This window comes from Sphingomonas sp. BL-S-28, from assembly GCF_055521515.1.
Genome location: NZ_CM145483.1, coordinates 963,825 through 982,313, shown reverse-complemented (window position 1 = coordinate 982,313; position 18,489 = coordinate 963,825). Strand labels below are relative to the sequence as shown.

Sequence of the window (18,489 nt, the reverse complement as noted above, 5' to 3'; positions counted from 1 at the left end):
CCAGATTGAGGCGGCCTTCCTTTCGGAAAGGCCGCCTCAAAACGCTTAGGCCTTGGTTTCTGCAGGAGTTTGGTTGGACTGCGCTTCGAGAGCGGGCGCCGAAGATATCGACCCGGCGGCTGTCGAGGCTACGTTCTCTGCACTGGGAACTGCGATGCCCAGCTTTGCACGGCTCTTCTTTGGGGCCAGCGACTTGGCGGGCGCTGCAGCCTTGGCCTTCGGCTTCGGTGCTGCAGGCTTCGCCGTCTTTGCGGCAGGCGCTGCAGCTTTCGATTCCGCACCTGCAACTGCGGCAGGCGCAGGCTTCGAGGCCGAGGGCGCCGGAGTGGTAGCCTTCTTCACTGTCTTCGCCCCCTTCTTGGGAGCCGTTGCTGGCTTCGCGGAGCCTGTCGCACCGGGATCGACGGCAGCCTTGCCTGGCGTCCGGGCCATCCGGCGAGCGGGCTTGCTGGCAGCTGCGGCAACGGCAGTCGGCTCACTCTTCGCCGCGGCAACCTTCTTTGTTTCCGGCTTCGATTCCGTGGCTACGGCTGCGTTGCCAGAAGCCTTGGGCACAGGCTTGCTGACTGACTTCGCCGCTGCCTTTGTGGCATTTTTCGGCTTCGCACTGGAAGCCTTGGCTGCCGGCGTCGTTGCGGAAGACGGAGCTGCAGGAGCCTGCGCTGCCTTGCTAGACGGCTTGGCTGCCACCGCGGTCTTCGGAGCTGCCTTCTTCGCGGCTGCCTTGGTGGCTTTCGCGGCTACGGGAGAAGCGGCTTTGGCGGGCACAGCTGTGGCGGCGCTGGCACCCGCTCTACTGCCGCCAAGTCCTGCCGCTTTAGCGAAGGCCCGGCGCTGTTCGGAGTAGCTTGCCGAAACCATCGGATAGTTGGCCGGAAGGTTATACCGCGCGCGGTACTCTTCAGGAGTAAGGCCGTTATTGGCAAGATGCCGCTTCAATGCCTTGTAAGGCTTCCCATCGATCAGGCTGAGAATGTGATCAGGGGAAGCAAGGCTCTCTTCAACCGACACAGCCGGCTTGAACTCCGGTTCTTCGATCTGCCCCTTCCCGGTGTCTCCTGCGAGCGCGCTGCGCGTCGCCTCGATCAGGGCGGGAAGCGCATCGCTGGAGATGGTGTTGTTGGAAACAAATGCGCTGAGCAGTTCAACTGTCAGGCGGGCGAGCTCTGGTTGCTCGGTGTCGGGCATGGAAGATCCCTCTTGGGAGGTTTATTGGAGGAGGCCTTTGTCTTCCCAATTCCGCATCAAGTAAAGGCGATTTTCAGGGGGCATAAGGCACAGCTAATCGGGCTTCGACCTGTTCGTTACAATACAGCGGTCCATTCGGCCCGGAATGGATCAGATGATCGCCCGCCTCCTCAAGCTGTCCTTCATGGTTTCGATCTAGGGTGAGGCGGCCGGCGTTGAGGCTGGTGTGGTCGGCGATTAGAAAATCGTCCGCGTCCTTCTGGCTGAAGGTGCCTCGGCCCAATTCTGCGTCGGCCAGCGAATTGCGCCAGTACTTGGTAACCTTCTGAGTATCGCTCGTCATGATGTGCCGCATGCCTTCGTGGGGCGGCATTGTCATGATTAATGTCGAGTAATCAACCGGCGGATCATTCAATCATCCAATACGGCGCGGAATTGGACGTCTTTGTCGCCCCGCTCATCGCGACAGCAGGTCAAAACAACGCTTGTCGGTTCTGAAGTGCACTCGAAAGACACCTGGGTGCACCAGACAGGCACTGTGATCTCTCGTGGATTTCCGGGAGTCTTGCCCCCACGCCAACGGATACGATCCGCGGCGTGCGGAGGCTTTCATGACACCCACGAAACTCCTCATCGGACAGATGATGATCGTGTTCGCGATCGTCCTTGCCGGTGTCTGGTTAGCGACCCAGTGGACAGCGGCCGAACTTGCATACCAGCCCGAACTGGGGAGCCCTTGGTTCGTGCTGCTGGGGCGCCGGATCTATGCGCCTTGGACGATCTTCATCTGGTGGTTCGAGTTCGATGCCTACGCGCCGGTCGTGTTCGACGAGGCCGGTGGCATTGCGGCATCGAGCGGGCTCGTCGGCTGCGCTGCGGCTATCGCCGGTTCGGTATGGCGCGCACGGCAGCGCAGCAATGTCACCACATACGGATCAGCGCGCTGGGCCAATCGCAAGGATATCCGCAAGGCCGGGCTCTTGGCCGATGAGGGCGTGTTCCTCGGTCGGGTCGGTGCTGACTATCTGCGTCACGATGGCCCCGAACATGTCATGGCCTTTGCGCCGACGCGGTCGGGCAAAGGCATCGGTCTTGTCATTCCGACGCTACTGGGTTGGTCGGGGTCTGCCGTGATCCACGACATCAAGGGCGAGAACTGGCAACTGACTGCTGGCTGGCGCGCGCGCTTTTCGCATTGCCTGCTGTTCAATCCAACCGATGCGCGTTCGGCCCGCTACAACCCGCTGCTCGAAGTTCGCCGCGGCATCCACGAAGTGCGCGATGTCCAGAACATCGCCGATATCCTCGTGGATCCCGAAGGTGCGCTCGAACGGCGTAGCCACTGGGAAAAGACCAGCCATTCCCTTCTGGTCGGCGCCATCCTCCACGTGCTCTACGCCGAAGAAGAGAAGACGCTCGCGCGCGTCGCGACCTTCCTCTCCGATCCCGCGCGCAGCTTTGCGAGCACACTCCACGCGATGATGTCGACCAACCACTTGGGTACGCTCGAAGCACCGCAGGTTCATCCGGTCGTGGCTTCGGCGGCCCGTGAAGTGCTCAACAAGTCGGTCAATGAGCGCTCCGGCGTGCTCTCGACTGCCATGTCGTTCTTGGGGTTGTACCGCGACCCCACAGTCTCGGCGGTGACGGCAGCTTCCGACTGGCGCATTGCCGACCTCGTCGATGGAAAATACCCGGCCTCGCTCTATCTGGTCGTTCCGCCCTCGGACATCAGCCGCACCAAGCCGCTGATCCGGCTGATCCTCAACCAGATTGGTCGGCGGCTTACCGAGGAACTGCGTTTCGAACATGGTTCCGACCACCAGGGTAGCCGCCGGCACCGGCTGCTCATGATGCTCGACGAGTTTCCCGCGCTCGGCCGCCTCGACTTCTTCGAAACGAGCCTCGCGTTCCTTGCCGGCTACGGCGTCCGCGCCTTCCTGATCGCGCAGAGCCTCAACCAGATCGAGAAGGCTTACGGCGAGCACAACTCGATTCTGGACAACTGCCATGTGCGCGTTGCGTTCGCGACCAACGACGAGCGTACCGCCAAACGCTTGTCCGATGCCCTAGGAACCGCGACCGAGCAGCGCGCCATGCGCAACTACGCGGGGCACCGTCTCGCGCCCTGGCTCTCGCACGTCATGGTCAGTCGCCAGGAGACGGCACGGGCACTACTGACGCCGGGCGAGGTCATGCAGCTCGATCCGCGTGAAGAACTCGTGCTTGCCTCTGGCACGCCGCCGATCCGGGCCAGCAAGCTGCGCTATTTCGAGGAGCCCGCTTTTGCGCAGCGGGTAGTCGCGCCGCCGCAGCTCAGCACCAATGGTTATGCGGACACCCCGCCTGCACGAAAGGACGACTGGTCTGGGCAGGTTCGGGACATCGACGAGAGATTGGCGCCGCCTGCCAGTGAGTTCGCGGAAGAAGAGCCACAGGTCAAAAAGGTCGTCACCGGCGGCGTGGACCAGGCTCCTGCTGTCGAAGCCGGCCCGGAAATCGACGGTCCTCCTCAGGAACCGCAAGTCGCCACCGACCCGCTGGGCCTCACCGCCGATGACGACGATCCGGCCTCGGACAAGCGTGTCCTCGACCAGGCCGCCCAGCAGCGGCTCGTACGCGTCACGTATGCGCTGGGCTCCGCCGAACGCGCCGACCAGTTCGACCTGGAGCTCTGAACATGACGAACAAGGTCCGCTATCAACTGTTCCTGCCCGAACCGCTGAGTGCTCGTCTCGTCGAGGAAGCAAACCGACCGGGCGTCACCAAGTCGGATATCCTGGTCCAGGCACTGACCCTGTGGTTTGACAGGCGGGGCAAGATTGAACTCGATGATCGGTTCGGCCGGAGGCTGGATCGGATTGCCGAACTGCTTGAGCGCCTCCTGCGCGACAGTCACATCGAGCTCGAAACGCTGGCGTTGTTCATCCGCTACGAGCTCGCGATCAATCCACCGCTCGCGGAAAACGATGCTGCCGGCCGCGCGGCAGCTTCGCTGCGCTTCGAGGCGTTCCTGTCCCAGGTTGCCCGAGAAGTAGGGCGGGGCAAGCGTACGCTCGACCAGGAGGGTGGGCGATGAGCGGCGAAGAAACCGCCGCGCGTCGCCGCGCCATGCTGCGCACGGCCATGGGTCCCGCGATCGAGGAGGCCCTCAGCGATCCGCGCGTCATTGAGATTATGGTCAATCCCGATGGAGCGCTCAGGGTCGATGTGCTCGGCGAGGGCAGGGTGGACACGGGCGTGCGCATCGCGCCCGAACAGGTCGAGCGCATCATCCGCCTTGTCGCCAGCCATGCCCGCGCAGAAGTTCATGCCGACAGTCCGATCGTCTCGGCAGAATTTCCACCGCACGGCGAAGGTGCGGGCGAACGCTTCGAAGGTGTGCTGCCGCCCGTCTCGCTGGCACCATGCTTTTCCATCCGCAAGCCGGCAGCGTGCATTCACACGCTCGCCGACTACGTCGCGGACGGCATCATGCCGGTTGAAGCCTCGGACATGCTGCGCGCCGCCGTCCTGGACCGCCGCAACGTGCTGGTCGTTGGAGGCACCAGCTCGGGAAAGACCACGCTCGCCAATGCACTGCTCGCCGAGATGGCTGCGCTTGATGAGCGCGTGGTGCTGATCGAGGACACGCGCGAACTGCAATGCCCGGCGCCCGACACAGTCGCTCTGCGCACTCGTCAGGGCGTCGCGACAATTGCCGATCTCGTCCGCTCGACCCTGCGCCTGCGCCCCGACCGCATCATCGTTGGCGAAGTGCGCGGGCCCGAAGCGTTAGACATGCTCAAGGCCTGGAATACCGGCCATCCCGGTGGAATCGCGACGATCCATGCCAATGGCGCATCGGCGGCGCTGCACCGGCTCGAGGGGCTGGTGCAGGAGGCGGTCGTCACGGTGCCGCGCCACCTCATTGCCGAGGCCATCGATCTCATCGTCGTCATCTCAGGCCGGGGCTTGGCGCGCCGGATATCGGCCATCGCCAGCCTCGACGGCTTCGATCCAGTTAGCGGCGAATACCGCCTGCACGAGCTCTGCTTCCCGTCCGTCCGCTTCCCTTACACCAAGCAAGGAGAATGACCCCATGAAAACGTCACGACTTCACCGCCTCGGCCTATGTGTCGATCCACGGACCGCCGTGCTCGCCGCCGCCGCTATGGCAGCGTCGCTCTCCGTCACCGCGCAGACCTGGGCGGCCGGCTCGGGCATGCCCTGGGAGGAGCCGCTCGAACAAATCCTCGAATCCGTTCAGGGTCCTGTCGCCAAGATCGTCGCGGTCATCATCATCATCGTGACCGGTCTGACCCTGGCCTTCGGCGAGACGTCGGGCGGCTTTCGCCGGCTGATCCAGATCGTCTTCGGCCTCTCGATCGCGTTCGCCGCCTCGAGTTTCTTTCTTTCGTTCTTCAGCTTCGGCGGCGGAGCGCTGATCGCATGAATGGGGCCGGCCAGCACATCGAGGGCTTCGAGGTCCCGATCCATGTGAGCCTTGGCGCTCCGATCCTTCTCGGCGGTGCGCCGCGCGGGATCGCGATCCTCAACGGAACGCTCGCCATGGCCGTCGGCCTCGGGCTTCAGCAGTGGCTGGCCGGCCTCTTCATCTGGGCGGCGGGACATAGTCTCGCCGTGCTCGCTGCCCGGCGCGATCCCGACTTCGCGCCTGTGCTTCTGCGCCACTTGCGCCAGAAAGGATATCTCGCGTGCTGAACCTCGCCGAATATCGCAGCAAGGCTGGGCGCCTTGCCGACCATCTGCCCTGGGCTGCGCTGGTCGCGCCGGGCGTGGTGCTCAGCAAGGATGGCAGCTTCCTGCGCGTCCTCGAATTTCGCGGGCCCGATCTGGAATCGGCGACCGAGGCCGAACTGGTCTCGATCGCAGCGCGCGCCAACAATGTCCTGCGCCGCTTCGGCTCGGGCTGGGCGCTGTTCTTCGAGGCCGAGCGGCGCGAAGCGGCCAGCTACCCTGACGATCCGTTTCCCGATGCAGCAAGCTGGCTGGTTGACCGCGAACGCCGGGCAGCTTTCCTTGCCGAGCGCAAGCACTACGAGAGCGCCTATTACCTGACGCTGACCTGGCTGCCGCCTGCCGACAGCGAGGACGCCGCCGGCCGCCAACTGGTCGAACGCGCTGATGACGAGAAGGGCCGCGACTGGCGAGCCTCGCTTGATGGCTTCATCGCCGAGACCGACCGCGCCCTCGATCTCTTCGACGGCTTCATGCCCGAGATCCGTGCGCTGGGTAGCAGGGAACTGCTGACCTATCTGCACACGACGATCTCGGATCGCCGCCATCCGGTGCGGGTCCCAGAGACGCCGATGTATCTCGATGGCCTCCTCGTCGACACGCCGCTGGTCGGCGGGCTCGAACCGATGCTGGGCGACCGCCATATCCGGACAATCTCGGTGCTCGGATTTCCGAACGTCAGCCGCCCCGGCATCCTCGATGCGCTCAACCATCAGGACTTTGCCTACCGCTGGGTCACGCGCTTCATCGCGCTCGACAAGTCCGAGGCGACCAAGGTCCTGACCAGCCTGCGCCGGCAGTGGTTCAACAAACGCAAATCGCTGACCGCCATGCTGCGCGAGGTGATGTACAACACGCCGGCGCAGCTTCTCGACAGCGATGCCGACAACAAGGTGGCCGATGCCGATCTAGCGCTTCAGGCCTTGGGCGGCGATCATGTTGCCTTCGGCTACCTGACGACGACGATCACCGTCAGCGACACGACACGCAGCGCGGTCGACGCCAAGATGCGGCAGGTCGAACGCGTGCTGGGCGGGCTCGGCTTCACCACGATCCGCGAACGCGTCAACGCGGTCGAGGCCTGGCTCTCCACCATCCCTGGACACGTCTACGCCAATGTCCGGCAGCCGCTCGTTCATACGCTGAACCTTGCACACCTGATGCCGCTCTCGGCCGTCTGGGCCGGACCGGCACGCAACGATCATCTGGGTGGCTCGGTCCTGCTTCATGCCAAAACCTCAGGCTCGACACCGTTCCGGCTGTCGACGCATGTCGGCGATGTCGGGCACATGTTCGTCGCGGGCCCGACCGGGGCCGGCAAGTCGGTACTGCTGGCGTTGATGATCCTGCAGTTCCGCCGCTATGCGAATGCGCAGGTCTACATCTTCGACAAGGGGCTGTCCGCGCGGGCGGCGGTGCTGGCTTGCGGCGGCACGCATCACGCGCTCGGGCTTGGCGGCGAGAACGGTTCGCTGGCGTTCCAGCCACTGCGCGACATTGATGATCCCGCGCAGCGCGCCTGGGCGGCGGAATGGATTGGCGCGATCCTGGCGCAGGAGAACGTCACCGTCACACCGGAAGTGAAGGATCAGGTCTGGCTGGCGCTTGGAAGCCTTGCGAGCGCGCCGCCGGCCGAACGGACGATCACAGGTCTTACTCTCTTGCTGCAATCGAAGGCGCTGCGCACCGCGCTGGGGCCTTACACGATCGATGGGCCCTATGGCGGCCTGCTGGACGCCTCGGAGAGTTCGCTCCATCTCGCCGACCTCCAATGCTTCGAGACCGAGGCACTTATGGGGCATGGCTCCGTCGTCGGCCCGGTGCTGACCTATCTGTTCCATCGGCTTGAGGAACGCTTCGACGGTCGTCCGACCTTGCTGGTGCTCGATGAGGCCTGGATCTTCCTCGACCATCCGCTCTTCGCCGCGCGCATTCGCGAGTGGCTCAAGGTCCTGCGCAAGCGCAATGTCTCGGTTCTGTTTGCGACGCAGAGTCTGGCCGATATTGCCGGCTCGCCGATTGCGCCCGCGCTGATCGAAAGCTGCCCGCAGCGCATTCTGCTGCCCAACGATCGGGCGGTCGAACCGCAGAGCCGCGAGATCTACGAGCGCTTCGGGCTCAGCGAGCGGCAGATCGAGCTGATCGCGCGCTCGACCCCGAAGCGGCACTACTACCTGCAATCGGCTCGCGGAAACCGGCTGTTCGAGCTGGGCCTGGGCGATGTGGCGCTGGCACTGTGCGGCAGTTCCGACCCGATGACTCAGGCGAGGATCGATGCCGTGCTCGCCGAACATGGCCAGGACGAGTTCTTCGCGCGCTTTCTCGCTGGAACGCACGCTGCCTGGGCGGCCGATCTGATCGGCACCTACCCAGGTCCGGAGAACTGACCTGACAGGGCGAAGTGAACTCTCGTGACCACGAACGTGAAGGAGAATGCTGATGAAAATCTCGTCTCGCCCACAGGCTCCAAATCCGCCGCGGAAGCTGGGTGCTGGCATCGGAATGCTCGCTTTGGTGGCCGCCGGCGCCATCGTCTTCGACGCAATGATCACCAGCCCACCTGCGCATGCGCTGGTGGTCTACGATCCCACCAACTACGCCCAGAACGTCCTGACGGCGGCGCGCGCGCTGCAGCAGGTCAACAATCAGATCAAGTCGCTGCAGAACGAAGCGCAGAGCCTCGCGAATGAGGCGAAGAACCTCTCGACGGTCAGTTTTCCGGAGCTTCAGGCGCTGACCCAGACGCTCCAGAAGATCGATACGCTGATGGGGCAGGCCCAAAACATCCAGTTCAAGGTCGCGAGCGTCGACCAGCAGTTCAGCAAGCTCTATCCTGATGCCTTCGGTCAGTCGCTGAAACTCGACGATTCTGTGACTGCCGCGCGTTCGCGGCTCGATACGCAGGTCGCCGCCTATCGCCAGACGGTGACGATGCAGGCGCAGATCGCCGAGAACGTCGAGGCCGACGCCACGACCATGAATGCACTGGTCCAGCGAAGCCAGGGCGCCGAGGGCACCTTGCAGGCACTGCAGGTCACCAACCAGCTGCTCGCGTTGACGGCCAAGCAGCAGTTCCAGATCCAGCAGATGTTGGCCGCTCAGTTCCGCGCGCAGGCCGTGAGCGACGCCAATAGCGCCCAGTCCGAGAGCGAAGCCGACGCGGCGACCAGGAAGTTCCTGGGCACCGGCTCGGCCTACACGCCGAACTAGACCGCAACCCCATCCCGACAGCGGCGGCGGATCGCCTCTCCTGCCGCCGCGCCCGCGGGGCACGTGCAATCGGCCCCGGCCGTGCCCCGCGGGCACCCACCACCTCAGCGCTGCGCTGAGCGCGATGTCGCGCGCTTGGCCCGCTCGCCCAGACAGGACGATCGCACGTGGACGACCTCAACATCATCGATCAGTTCATGACCGCTTTCATCCGCTATATCGACAGCGGCTTCGGGCTGCTTGGCGGCGATGTGCGGTTCCTTACCGCAACGCTGATCGCGATCGATGTGACGCTGGCCGGTTTGTTCTGGTCGCTTGCCGGCGAGGACAATGTGCTCGCCAAGTTCATCCGCAAGGTGCTCTATGTCGGCGCCTTCGCCTTCATCATCAACAGCTTCTCGGCGCTGGCCGACATCATCTTCCATTCCTTCGCGCAGGCCGGGATCACGGCCGGTGGAGGATCGCTCACTGCGGACGATCTGCTTCGTCCCGGGCGTCTGGCCGGCACCGGGTTCACGGCAGCATGGCCGCTCCTTGAGCAGGCTTCGAAGCTCCTCGGCTTCACCAGCTTCTTCAAGAATTTCCTGACGATCGCCGTGCTGCTGATCGCCTGGCTGCTGGTGATCCTCGCCTTCTTTATTCTCGCGGTGCAGATGTTCGTCTGCATCATCGAGTTCAAGCTGGTGGGACTCGCCGGCTTCATTCTCGTTCCCTTTGCGCTGTGGAACCGAACCAGTTTCCTCGCCGAGCGCGTGCTGGGGCACGTGGTGAGCTCTGGCATCAAGGTCATGGTGCTGGCCGTGATCGTTGGGATCGGCTCGAACTTCTTCGATCAGTTCACCCAAGCGCTGCAGGGGCAGGAACCCGACATCGGCCAGGCCATGAGCCTGGTGCTGGCGAGCCTGGCGCTGTTCGGTCTCGGCATCTTCGCGCCATCGGTCGCCAGCGGCCTTGCTTCGGGCGCACCGCAACTGGGGGCAGGGGCGGCTGCAGGCACGGCGCTTGGTGCGGGCGGCATCGCCATGTTGGCAGGAGGAGGGGCGATGGCCGGCGTGCGTCTTGCGGGCACGGCGCTGGGCGGTATTCGTGCCGGAACTTCAATGGGCAGCAGTGCGGCCGCCGCAAGTTCGGCCAGCCATGGCGGCGGGGCTCATGCAGGCTCGACGGTACGCCATTCGGCGACATCGGCCTCGGCCGGCGATCATGCCGGTCCTTCAGCGTCTGGGCGCTCCGCCTCGCCAGCTACTTCCGGCGGAGCCGCACCCTCCTCACAATCCGATACCTCGCCGCCTTCATCTTCCGCGCCGGACGCGTCCGCCAAAGGCGGAGAAGGCGTGCCTGCCTGGGCCAAGGCCATGCGCGCCGAGCAGACAGCTCGTCATCGCCGTGACGTTGCCATCCACGCTGTCCAGCAGGGCGATCGCGGCGGCGGCTCGACCACTCCCGACATCAGCGAAAGGAATGACTGACCCATGCGCTTCAAACGCAGCGTCCAGCTTTATGGGCGAACACCACTTCCCGAAACGCCCTTTCAGCGGGCCGCGCAGCTTTGGGACGAACGGATTGGCTCCGCCCGTGTCCAGGCTCGGAACTGGCGGATCATGGCCTTCGGTTGCCTCGGGCTTTCCTGCGGTATGGCGGCCGGACTCATCTGGCAGTCGCTGCAGAGCCGGGTGGTGCCCTATGTCGTCGCGGTCGACAGGCTAGGCGAGCCCCGCGCTGTTAGCGAAGCCGAGGCCGGTTATCAGCCGACCGATCCGCAGATAGCTTGGGCTCTATCCAAGTTCATCGGGCATGTCCGCGGGCTTTCGCTCGATCCGGTCATCATGCGCGATGGGTGGCTCGAGGCCTATGACTTCTCGACCCAGCGCGGCAGCCGGTTCCTCAGCGAATACGCGAGGGGCTCGGGCGCGCTAACGGGGGTTGGGGAGCGGACAGTCTCGGTGCAGGTCACCAGCGTGGTTCGGGCTTCGGAGAGAAGCTTTCAGGTCAAATGGATCGAGAACGCGTTCGAGCGCGGAAGCGCGGCCGGAACCAGCCACTGGACCGCGATTCTGACCATCGTTCAGCAGGCGCCGCGCGACAGCGAGACACTGCGCAAGAACCCGCTCGGGATCTATGTCGATGCCATCGACTGGAGCAGAGAGCTCGAAACGTCGGCTCCGACCGCCGAAGGTCCGCCGGCAAGTCCTGCGGGCAACGCGCTCACGTCAGAAGCGTCCGCACTTCCCAATTCCGAACAAGCCAAGGAGGTACTGCCATGAAGACGTCGTTACTGGCTGCGGCGGCCTTTGCCGTCGGCGTTCATCCGGCGGACTTGCCGGCGCGGGCGAAGCTGCCGACCAGCGGCATGAGCCGCGCCAGTGTCGAGCCGTCGCCGAATGCCTGGGTCAACGCCCGGCAGGTCTACCTCTGGTCCGATGGCACGGTGTACCACGCCTATACGCAGCCCGGCATGATCACCGACATCGCATTGCAGCCAGGTGAGGGACTTATCGCGGTTGCGGCCGGTGACACCGCGCGCTGGGTGATCGGCGATACCTCCAGCGGAAGCGGCGAGGACAAGCGCACGCATGTCCTGGTGAAACCGTTCAGCACCGGGCTCGCTACCAACCTCGTCATCACTACCGATCGGCGCACCTACCATCTGCTGCTGACCAGTCGGCCGAGCGCGGGAATGTCTGCACTGTCGTGGAATTATCCGCTCGATGAACTCGTTGCGGTTAAGGTCGCACAAGCCGCAGCGGAGGCCGCAAAGCCGATCGCCGCCGGCTTGGGTGTCGACCAACTTTACTTTGGCTACGTAATTACCGGCGATACGCCGACCTGGCGGCCGCTCAGGGCTTTCGATGACGGGCGGCAGACGTTCATTGAGTTTCCAGCGTCGATCGGCGTCGACGAAGCCCCGCCGCTGTTCCTGATCGGCGCCGACGGGGCGGCCGAACTGGTGAATTACCGGATGAAGGGCCGCTTCTATGTGGTCGACCGCATCTTCACCGTCGCAGAGCTCCGGCTTGGGACGAAGAAGCAGCAGGTTGTGCGCATCACCCGAGGCGGCGAGGGGAGGGGGCGGCGATGAGCGAGGAGCTGGAAGCAGGCGATGCCGTACAGGTTCCGCGCCTCGTAGCGATCTCGCAGGAGGTGCAGGCCGAGCCGTGGGAGACGCCGACGTCAACGCCGAAGCTCGATCCCGAGACGCTTGCGATCCGGGCCCGCACGCCGCGTGTTACCCGCTTCCGCAAGGAAGTGATTATCGGCGGGAGCGTTCTGGCTGCGATCGCAATTGTCGGCGTGGCGTGGATTGCGCTTCAGCCGCGGGTTATGAGCCGCATCGCTACCGACAGCGGAATGTCCCAGCCGGATCGGAAGCCTTCGGACGACGCGCTGGCAGGTCTCCCCAAGAGCTATGACGATGTGCCGAACCTGGGGCCTCCGTTGCCCGGAGATCTTGGGAGGCCGATCCTGAAGGCGCAGCAGCGCCAATTGGCGGGCGCTGGTATGGAGGCGCCCGCCACCTCTCACGTTGACGAAGCGCGGCAACGTCAGGCTGCGGAACTCAAGGCAGCGAGGCAGTCGTCGCTGCTAATTCAGGGCGCACGTACGGAAACCCGCACACCGGCCGTCGCCGCGGCGACTGCACCTGAGCCTTCGATTGGTTCGGGACAGACTGCGGTTGCCGATGCATCGAGTTCGGCGACCGACGACCGCAAAACCCAGTTCGCCGAGAAGCTCGACGAGCGCGGCGATGTGAACCCGCACAATCTGGCGGCTCCGCTTTCGCCCTACATGGTTATGGCCGGCAGCGTCATTGCGGCGAGCCTCGTCACGGGCGTGAATTCTGATGTGCCGGGGATGGTGATTGCGCAGGTCACGCAGAACGTTTTCGACAGCGCGAGCGGTCAGACCCTGCTCATTCCGCAAGGGTCAAGGCTGGTCGGCAAGTATGACAGTGTCGTGGCCTATGGGCAGAGCCGAGCTCTGGTCATCTGGCAGCGCCTCATGATGCCAGATGGCAAGTCGGTTCGGCTCGATAACATGCCGGCGGCTGATCCGTCGGGCTACTCGGGGCTCTCTGACCGGGTGAACTACCATTCCGGACGACTGCTCAAGGGTGTGGCGATCGCAACGCTTCTTGGCGTTGGCACGGAACTTTCGATAACCGGCGAGAGCGATCTGGTGCAGGCGGTCCGGGAATCCGCGCAGACCAGCGTGGCCCGCGCGGGGGATCAGATTACCCAGCGCAATCTCGATGTTCAGCCCACTATCGACATCCGACCAGGTGCGCCAGTGCGCCTCGTGGTGAGGCAAGATTTGGTGCTGTCGCCATGGGACGGGGAGGGGGCACGATGAGCACGATCAAGCTGGCGAGGCTGCCGGACAAGACCCCGGTGAAGCTCCCAATCATGGTAACGCCCGATCTCCATCAGGGCTTGCAAGATTACGCAGCTGTCTATGCAGCCACCTACGGCATTGACGTGCCCATTGCGGAACTGGTCCCGGCGATCCTGAGTGCCTTTCTGGAAGGGGATCGTGGGTTTCAGCAGCACCGGAAGGGGAAGTGATGATGGATCACGAATTTGATATCCGATCGCCTTCTGGCGGAATCGAGCAGATCAGCGTGCGAATTTCCGACGCTGTACGATTGACTGGGCTCAGCCGAACACGAATCTACCAGATGATTTCTCGTGGCGATCTGGAAGTGGCAAAGGTCGGTCGATCGACCGTGGTCATCGCTGCAAGCTTGCGCGATCTTGTCATTTCAAGGCGAATACCGCGCGCGCCGCGCCATGCTGATGACTGCTGAGTTGGACAGTCCGGAAAGTCTCCTATCAGGACGCAGCATACGAAAAGCTGTCAGTCGTTCATCGAGACGCGCTGAGCGTGATCGCTGTGCAATGGGGACAGCAGCATTCCCACTTCAGCTGGCCGGGCCGTGACGTGGTGGTTCGGCATGATCCGCGTGGTGACTGGCGGGCACCGAAGGAAAACATGCGGACGCGGAGACGGTCAACCTATTCCATGCCGACCGCCAGGTTTCGTTGAAGTCGGGCTGGCCATGGAAAAGTTAGATGCGCTTCTCGCTGATGCCGGCCTGTGCCAGCAATGCGAATATCTCGTCTATCCTGCTCGTCCCGTCGTGGCTGCAACGGGTTAGTAGCAAGCGCTCGCGTGCGCGGGAGGCCGCGACGAAAAAGAGCGAGTGACCTTCCTCAACGTCGCGGTTGAAGCTCCACCATTCGTTGTCGTTCAGTCCCAAGAGAACGACCAAGTCGTATTCCAGGCCCTTGCTCTTGGTGATCGTGAGCAAGGGAACTTGTCCGGCACCCCGATATCGATCGATCGCCAGTTTCCAAGAGGTCGTGAGCGTAGCGCATTCCACCAGGAACTCGATCGTTGCGCTGCGAACAGTGGCGAAGAGATCACCCGTTGCGTAGTGCGGTGCTAGGCTGCGCAATCGATCAAGGCCGATTGCGGACTCAATCGCGGAGACAATAAGCCGCACGTCGGCGGCATCTGGCTGCATATCGGGATCAATCCGGTTGGCCTGATGAAAAGCGTCGACATGTTCCGCAAGCGCGCGCTCGGCGGTTTCGTCGTCGCGCAGTTCTATTCCGCGTGCGGCAGCGAAATGGACCATGGCAACCGACCAAAGCGACCCGCCGTGCTTGCGGGAGCAGAACTCGACGAGGTCGAGAACGACCCGGGAATAGACTTCCGTCATCAGGTCCTGGATCGTGGCGCCGCCGATCTTGCGATCCTCGTTGCGAAAGGCAATTCCGGCGCTGGAGAACTCATCCTTGATCCGCTCTTCCCAATTGCCGGCAAGTTGGCGGACCAACAAGCCAATGCTGCGGGGATCGGTGCCTGACGAAATCGATTGGCCGACGATCTGCGCGATGCCTAGTGCTTCTGCGCGCGTGTCGCTGGCGACGAGCAGTGAGAAGATTTCGTCATCGGGCAAATCAGGGGGTGGCCGAACCGCAACGAAATCGGGTTCAGTAGGCGCAATTCGTGCCTTCAGCACATTGAGAATGGAGACGATCCGCTCGTTGCTGCGATAATTGCGCGCTAGGGTGAGCTGAGGAAGCGCGTCGGGACTACCGAGAAAGTCGTGCTCGAACGCTTCGAGCACGTTCCGTTGGGCCCCGGCCCAGCCCATGATGCGCTGCTTGGCATCGCCCACTGCGGTTAGGACACAAGCCGAACCGGCAAAAATTGCTTTGACGAGCGCGTACTGGACCGAAGTCGTATCCTGGAACTCGTCGAGGAAGACATGGCTGTACGTTGCACGGATGGCCTCACGTATCGCCGGATTGGCGGCGATGATGGCGCTTGCAAGGCATCCGATTTGCCCGAAAGTGAGTTCGGGCGGGGATTGTGCGATGCCGCGGCGTAAGGCCACAAGCTGAAGAAAGGACTTTGCATCTGGGACGTGTAACGGTTCGAGTCTCAACCGCTGGAGACCTTCGGTATACTGGTCGAAAGTCATGCCGAACACGTCTTGAGCCTGGGGAGGCGTCGGAAAAAGTGATGCGGCCCATCCGGCGGGCTCTAATGGAAGGTGAAGTGTATTGGCGACTTCGTGCTGGAACTGGCTGAAACCATTACGCGACGGATGGGGAAAGCCGATCTGGTAATCACCGGTGAGGGCCCAGCGCTGAGGAAGCGCACGCCAGAAGCGATCGAGCAACTGCTTGGCGAAGGCATCGAAGGTCATCGAATCCAGTTGCCGGACAGCATCGCCACCGCAGCGGCGCTCAACGCGGTCGCGCAGGTTGGTCGCAGCATCGCGCTTGAAACTGATGGCGAGGATTCGGCGCGGGAACGGGCAAATCCCTGTCTGTAGGAGATACGCTGCGCGCTGACCGAGCAGTTCTGTCTTCCCGGTGCCGGGGCCGGCCGTGACCAGCGTGTTGCCGCTTGCTTTCACAGCGGCAAGAGCGGTTGCTTCGAGAGAAGCGACCCCGATCGGCTGCCAATCTCCCGGGCAGATCACACCATACCCTCCTCGAGCTTGCCTTGCACATAGGCAATGAGCTTACGCAACAGGGGTGGTGTCTGCGCCGCGAAATCGATTGTCTTGTCTTCCTCGAGTTTCGACAGCGCGAACATATGCGTGGCAGGCTTGCCGCGGTCGCCGAGAAACAGGTACTTATACCAGACGAACAGTTTTCGGACTTCCAGCCCGTCGTAGCAGGCCGGCCCATAACCGTCGTCGCCGAGAACGATCTTGACTGCTTTCTCAACCGCTGCAGCATCATCGGGCTTGCGCGGACCGAGGGCACCCTCGGGAAGGATCTTGTAATGCTTGGGGAAAGCTTGGAGCATCAGCATATCGAGGTCGATTTCGCTCGACATGAAAATTCCGAACTGTTCAAACCAGTCCTTCCATTGCCGGATGCACTCCAGTGTCCAGTCGTCTTCGGCCCATTTCCCACGTGTGAAATGAATGGCGCGCTGAAGGTTGCCGATCGTCGCCGCGTCATGGCCGCCGCGCTCCAGCAGCGCAGAGGCTAGCGTCTTGAACGTCACGACGTCGCCGCTGCTTCGTCCGAGGTCGAGATCTACCAGAGTGGTATGGGGAATACCGAGTTGCTCGACGAGCCGCCAGAAATGCTGGACGTGTCGCCCGCCGATCGGAACGATGGCGACGAACGAACGGTCGACCGGAACGCCCAGCTTATCGGCAACCCAAGGAATAACGATCTCTTCCGAAGCGCCTTCGCCGAAGATGGCGTGTCGCGCGAAGTAGATCTCCGGATGTGCGCGAACCGCCTCGCGAACGAACTTGGCGGCCTCGGTGCCGTCGGTCGGAAGGCAAAGCGCCGAGATCGTCGAGATACCGGTCTTCTGCGAACGCCGGATGTGCCTGATTGCCTTGGGTTCGATGCGGCTAACGATTGCCGGCGCATGGCTGGTAATGACGCCTTGAACTCGGTTAGTGGTGGTCAGCCGTTCGAGCTGGGTCAGCAGGCGCGCGAGATAGTACGGGGCAAGATGGTTCTCGGGCTCCTCGAAAGCGAAAACCGTCAGTGCAGGCGCCCGCGCGAAGGTCTGCTCGAATGGCGGTTCCTTCTTCTCGCGAACCTCGGCCTCGAGTTCGAGCTTGAGATCGAGCAGGGCTTTGACGAGCGCGAAATGGAATAGTGAGCGCTGGCCGTCGCTCAATTCCTCGATGCCCATTGTGCGGCCAAGCGAAGATGGGGTGAGCTGGATGCTGGCAGAGCGAATGATCTGCTGCAGATCCGGCGTTAAGACCGAAAGACGGGCGCTTGTCCCTGTCTCGGCGGTATTGAGTTCGCTCCAGCAATTGTTGATGGAGGCATTGACGCGTCCAAGCGCAGCCTCGGTGTCAAGTTTGTCGGCAGCATCCTGAATGAGCTTCGAGATTTCATCTTTTTGCTCCCATACGACCGCATTCATCAGCGAGCGTCCGAGGCTCTTCACGGTAAGTTGGGTGAGAGCTGTGACATCGCGCGAAGCCGGAATGTAACGGACCATGATGTTGCTGCGCTCAGCCGGCGTCACCCGCTTCTTGAGCGCCGGATTCTGGTCGCCCAACCCAATACTGTCTATAGTGAGGATCCAGTAGAGCTTCTCCTCGATCACGCCGTCGAGTGTTCCGCCCTGTTCCCAAGTTGCTTCGAGCCGCAGTCGCGCATGGGGTGTTTCGCCAGGGCCGGTGACGATCATGTGACGAAAGACTGAGGGGATGGTCTTCTCCGCATCGGCGCCTGGCGTTTCGAGCTCTGGGAAGGCAATCAGGGCTTCGAGAAAGAGCTGGCGTTCAGACTGGCTTTCAAGCCGCTGTCCGGGCGCAATGAAAAAGTCGGCCGCCTGGATTGTACGCTCTTCACGGGTTTCCCCGAAAAGCCGAAGCAGTGCCTGAAGAAGTGCGCTTTTGCCCGCGCCATTGCGTCCGATGAAAATGGTCGTATCGGCAGCAAGATCGACGGTAACGGGATAGTGTCCGAACATCTCGAGGCCCGGTTCGGTCGAATGGAATCCGCGGAAATTCCAAAGCTTCAGCGTTTTGATATACACGGTAGTACTTCATCCCCCTTGTTGCGGGAGGGCATAATCTTTTTTGAGTGAGCTGTCTTCCGCCGCGCTGCATTGTCGCCGGGTTATATACGACTTTGTCATAATTACTGGGCGATGCGAAGGGTAAGCTTGTGTCAATGTCACGCGTTCGCGTGAAGTCTGCATTCAGCCGATCTCCGCGTAGCTTTACAGGCGCGTGAATGGTGTACCGATTTTCCTGCGAAGACACGCTAATCGAAAAATACCATCAATGCCAGCCGAGGGGATTCGGTGAGAAGCCGGTGAGGGCACGCCGGGGGGGGGGGG

17 protein-coding genes are annotated in these 18,489 nt (G+C 62.8%); 13 read left to right on the top strand and 4 right to left on the bottom strand.

Annotated features, from left to right (window positions below):
- Positions 1-45: 45 nt before the first annotated feature.
- Both ACZ1JC_RS04200 and ACZ1JC_RS04195 read right to left on the bottom strand, forming a co-directional pair.
- The gene (locus ACZ1JC_RS04200) at positions 46-1,188 is read right to left on the bottom strand and encodes a Ros/MucR family transcriptional regulator (protein ID WP_465139164.1); all 1,143 of its coding nucleotides are present in this window, start codon (positions 1,186-1,188) and stop codon (positions 46-48) included.
- A 73-nt stretch (positions 1,189-1,261) separates the two neighbouring features.
- On the bottom strand, positions 1,262-1,603 hold the full coding sequence (locus ACZ1JC_RS04195) for a hypothetical protein (RefSeq protein WP_465139165.1): 342 nt from the start codon (positions 1,601-1,603) through the stop codon (positions 1,262-1,264).
- 196 nt (positions 1,604-1,799) lie between these two features.
- On the opposite strand from ACZ1JC_RS04195, the gene ACZ1JC_RS04190 reads away from it, so the two are divergent.
- From ACZ1JC_RS04190 to ACZ1JC_RS04130, 13 genes are all read left to right on the top strand, one after another.
- The gene (locus ACZ1JC_RS04190; protein ID WP_465139166.1) at positions 1,800-3,866 is read left to right on the top strand and encodes a conjugal transfer protein TraG; all 2,067 of its coding nucleotides are present in this window, start codon (positions 1,800-1,802) and stop codon (positions 3,864-3,866) included.
- Between the two features lie 2 nt (positions 3,867-3,868).
- Positions 3,869-4,267: a CopG family transcriptional regulator gene (locus tag ACZ1JC_RS04185; protein ID WP_465139167.1), complete on the top strand. Its 399-nt coding sequence runs from the start codon at positions 3,869-3,871 to the stop codon at positions 4,265-4,267.
- Positions 4,264-5,265, top strand: a complete 1,002-nt coding sequence (trbB, locus tag ACZ1JC_RS04180; protein ID WP_465139168.1) for a P-type conjugative transfer ATPase TrbB — start codon at positions 4,264-4,266, stop codon at positions 5,263-5,265. Before ACZ1JC_RS04185 ends, trbB begins: the two co-directional genes overlap by 4 nt.
- A 4-nt stretch (positions 5,266-5,269) precedes the next feature.
- Complete coding sequence (locus ACZ1JC_RS04175) at positions 5,270-5,623, top strand: TrbC/VirB2 family type IV secretion system protein (protein ID WP_465139169.1); 354 nt, start codon at positions 5,270-5,272, stop codon at positions 5,621-5,623.
- On the top strand, positions 5,620-5,892 hold the full coding sequence (locus ACZ1JC_RS04170) for a VirB3 family type IV secretion system protein (protein ID WP_454798652.1): 273 nt from the start codon (positions 5,620-5,622) through the stop codon (positions 5,890-5,892). The genes ACZ1JC_RS04175 and ACZ1JC_RS04170 overlap by 4 nt, the downstream gene beginning before the upstream one ends.
- A complete protein-coding gene (gene trbE, locus ACZ1JC_RS04165) occupies positions 5,886-8,315 on the top strand; it encodes a conjugal transfer protein TrbE (protein WP_465139170.1) in 2,430 nt (809 codons plus the stop codon). Before ACZ1JC_RS04170 ends, trbE begins: the two co-directional genes overlap by 7 nt.
- Before the next feature lie 52 nt (positions 8,316-8,367).
- Positions 8,368-9,138 (top strand): P-type conjugative transfer protein TrbJ, encoded by a 771-nt coding sequence (trbJ, locus tag ACZ1JC_RS04160; RefSeq protein WP_465148471.1) that lies wholly within the window; start codon positions 8,368-8,370, stop codon positions 9,136-9,138.
- Between the two features lie 167 nt (positions 9,139-9,305).
- The gene (trbL, locus tag ACZ1JC_RS04155; RefSeq protein ID WP_465139172.1) at positions 9,306-10,607 is read left to right on the top strand and encodes a P-type conjugative transfer protein TrbL; all 1,302 of its coding nucleotides are present in this window, start codon (positions 9,306-9,308) and stop codon (positions 10,605-10,607) included.
- Between the two features lie 3 nt (positions 10,608-10,610).
- Complete coding sequence (trbF, locus tag ACZ1JC_RS04150) at positions 10,611-11,402, top strand: conjugal transfer protein TrbF (RefSeq protein ID WP_465139173.1); 792 nt, start codon at positions 10,611-10,613, stop codon at positions 11,400-11,402.
- Complete coding sequence (gene trbG, locus ACZ1JC_RS04145; RefSeq protein WP_465139174.1) at positions 11,399-12,217, top strand: P-type conjugative transfer protein TrbG; 819 nt, start codon at positions 11,399-11,401, stop codon at positions 12,215-12,217. The genes trbF and trbG overlap by 4 nt, the downstream gene beginning before the upstream one ends.
- Positions 12,214-13,488, top strand: a complete 1,275-nt coding sequence (locus tag ACZ1JC_RS04140; RefSeq protein ID WP_465139175.1) for a TraB/TrbI/VirB10 family type IV secretion system protein — start codon at positions 12,214-12,216, stop codon at positions 13,486-13,488. The genes trbG and ACZ1JC_RS04140 overlap by 4 nt, the downstream gene beginning before the upstream one ends.
- Entirely contained in the window at positions 13,485-13,700 is a 216-nt protein-coding gene (locus ACZ1JC_RS04135) for a DUF2274 domain-containing protein (RefSeq protein WP_465139176.1), read from the top strand. Before ACZ1JC_RS04140 ends, ACZ1JC_RS04135 begins: the two co-directional genes overlap by 4 nt.
- Positions 13,700-13,942, top strand: a complete 243-nt coding sequence (locus ACZ1JC_RS04130) for a helix-turn-helix domain-containing protein (protein ID WP_465139177.1) — start codon at positions 13,700-13,702, stop codon at positions 13,940-13,942. The genes ACZ1JC_RS04135 and ACZ1JC_RS04130 overlap by 1 nt, the downstream gene beginning before the upstream one ends.
- A gap of 261 nt (positions 13,943-14,203) precedes the next feature.
- On the opposite strand, the gene ACZ1JC_RS04125 is transcribed toward ACZ1JC_RS04130, so the two are convergent.
- Together ACZ1JC_RS04125 and ACZ1JC_RS04120 are read right to left on the bottom strand one after the other, a co-directional pair.
- The gene (locus ACZ1JC_RS04125; RefSeq protein ID WP_465139178.1) at positions 14,204-16,135 is read right to left on the bottom strand and encodes a UvrD-helicase domain-containing protein; all 1,932 of its coding nucleotides are present in this window, start codon (positions 16,133-16,135) and stop codon (positions 14,204-14,206) included.
- Positions 16,132-18,183 carry an ATP-dependent nuclease gene (locus tag ACZ1JC_RS04120; protein WP_465139179.1) on the bottom strand — a complete coding sequence of 684 codons (2,052 nt, stop codon included), beginning with the start codon at positions 18,181-18,183 and terminating at the stop codon, positions 16,132-16,134. Before ACZ1JC_RS04120 ends, ACZ1JC_RS04125 begins: the two co-directional genes overlap by 4 nt.
- Positions 18,184-18,489 lie beyond the last annotated feature (306 nt).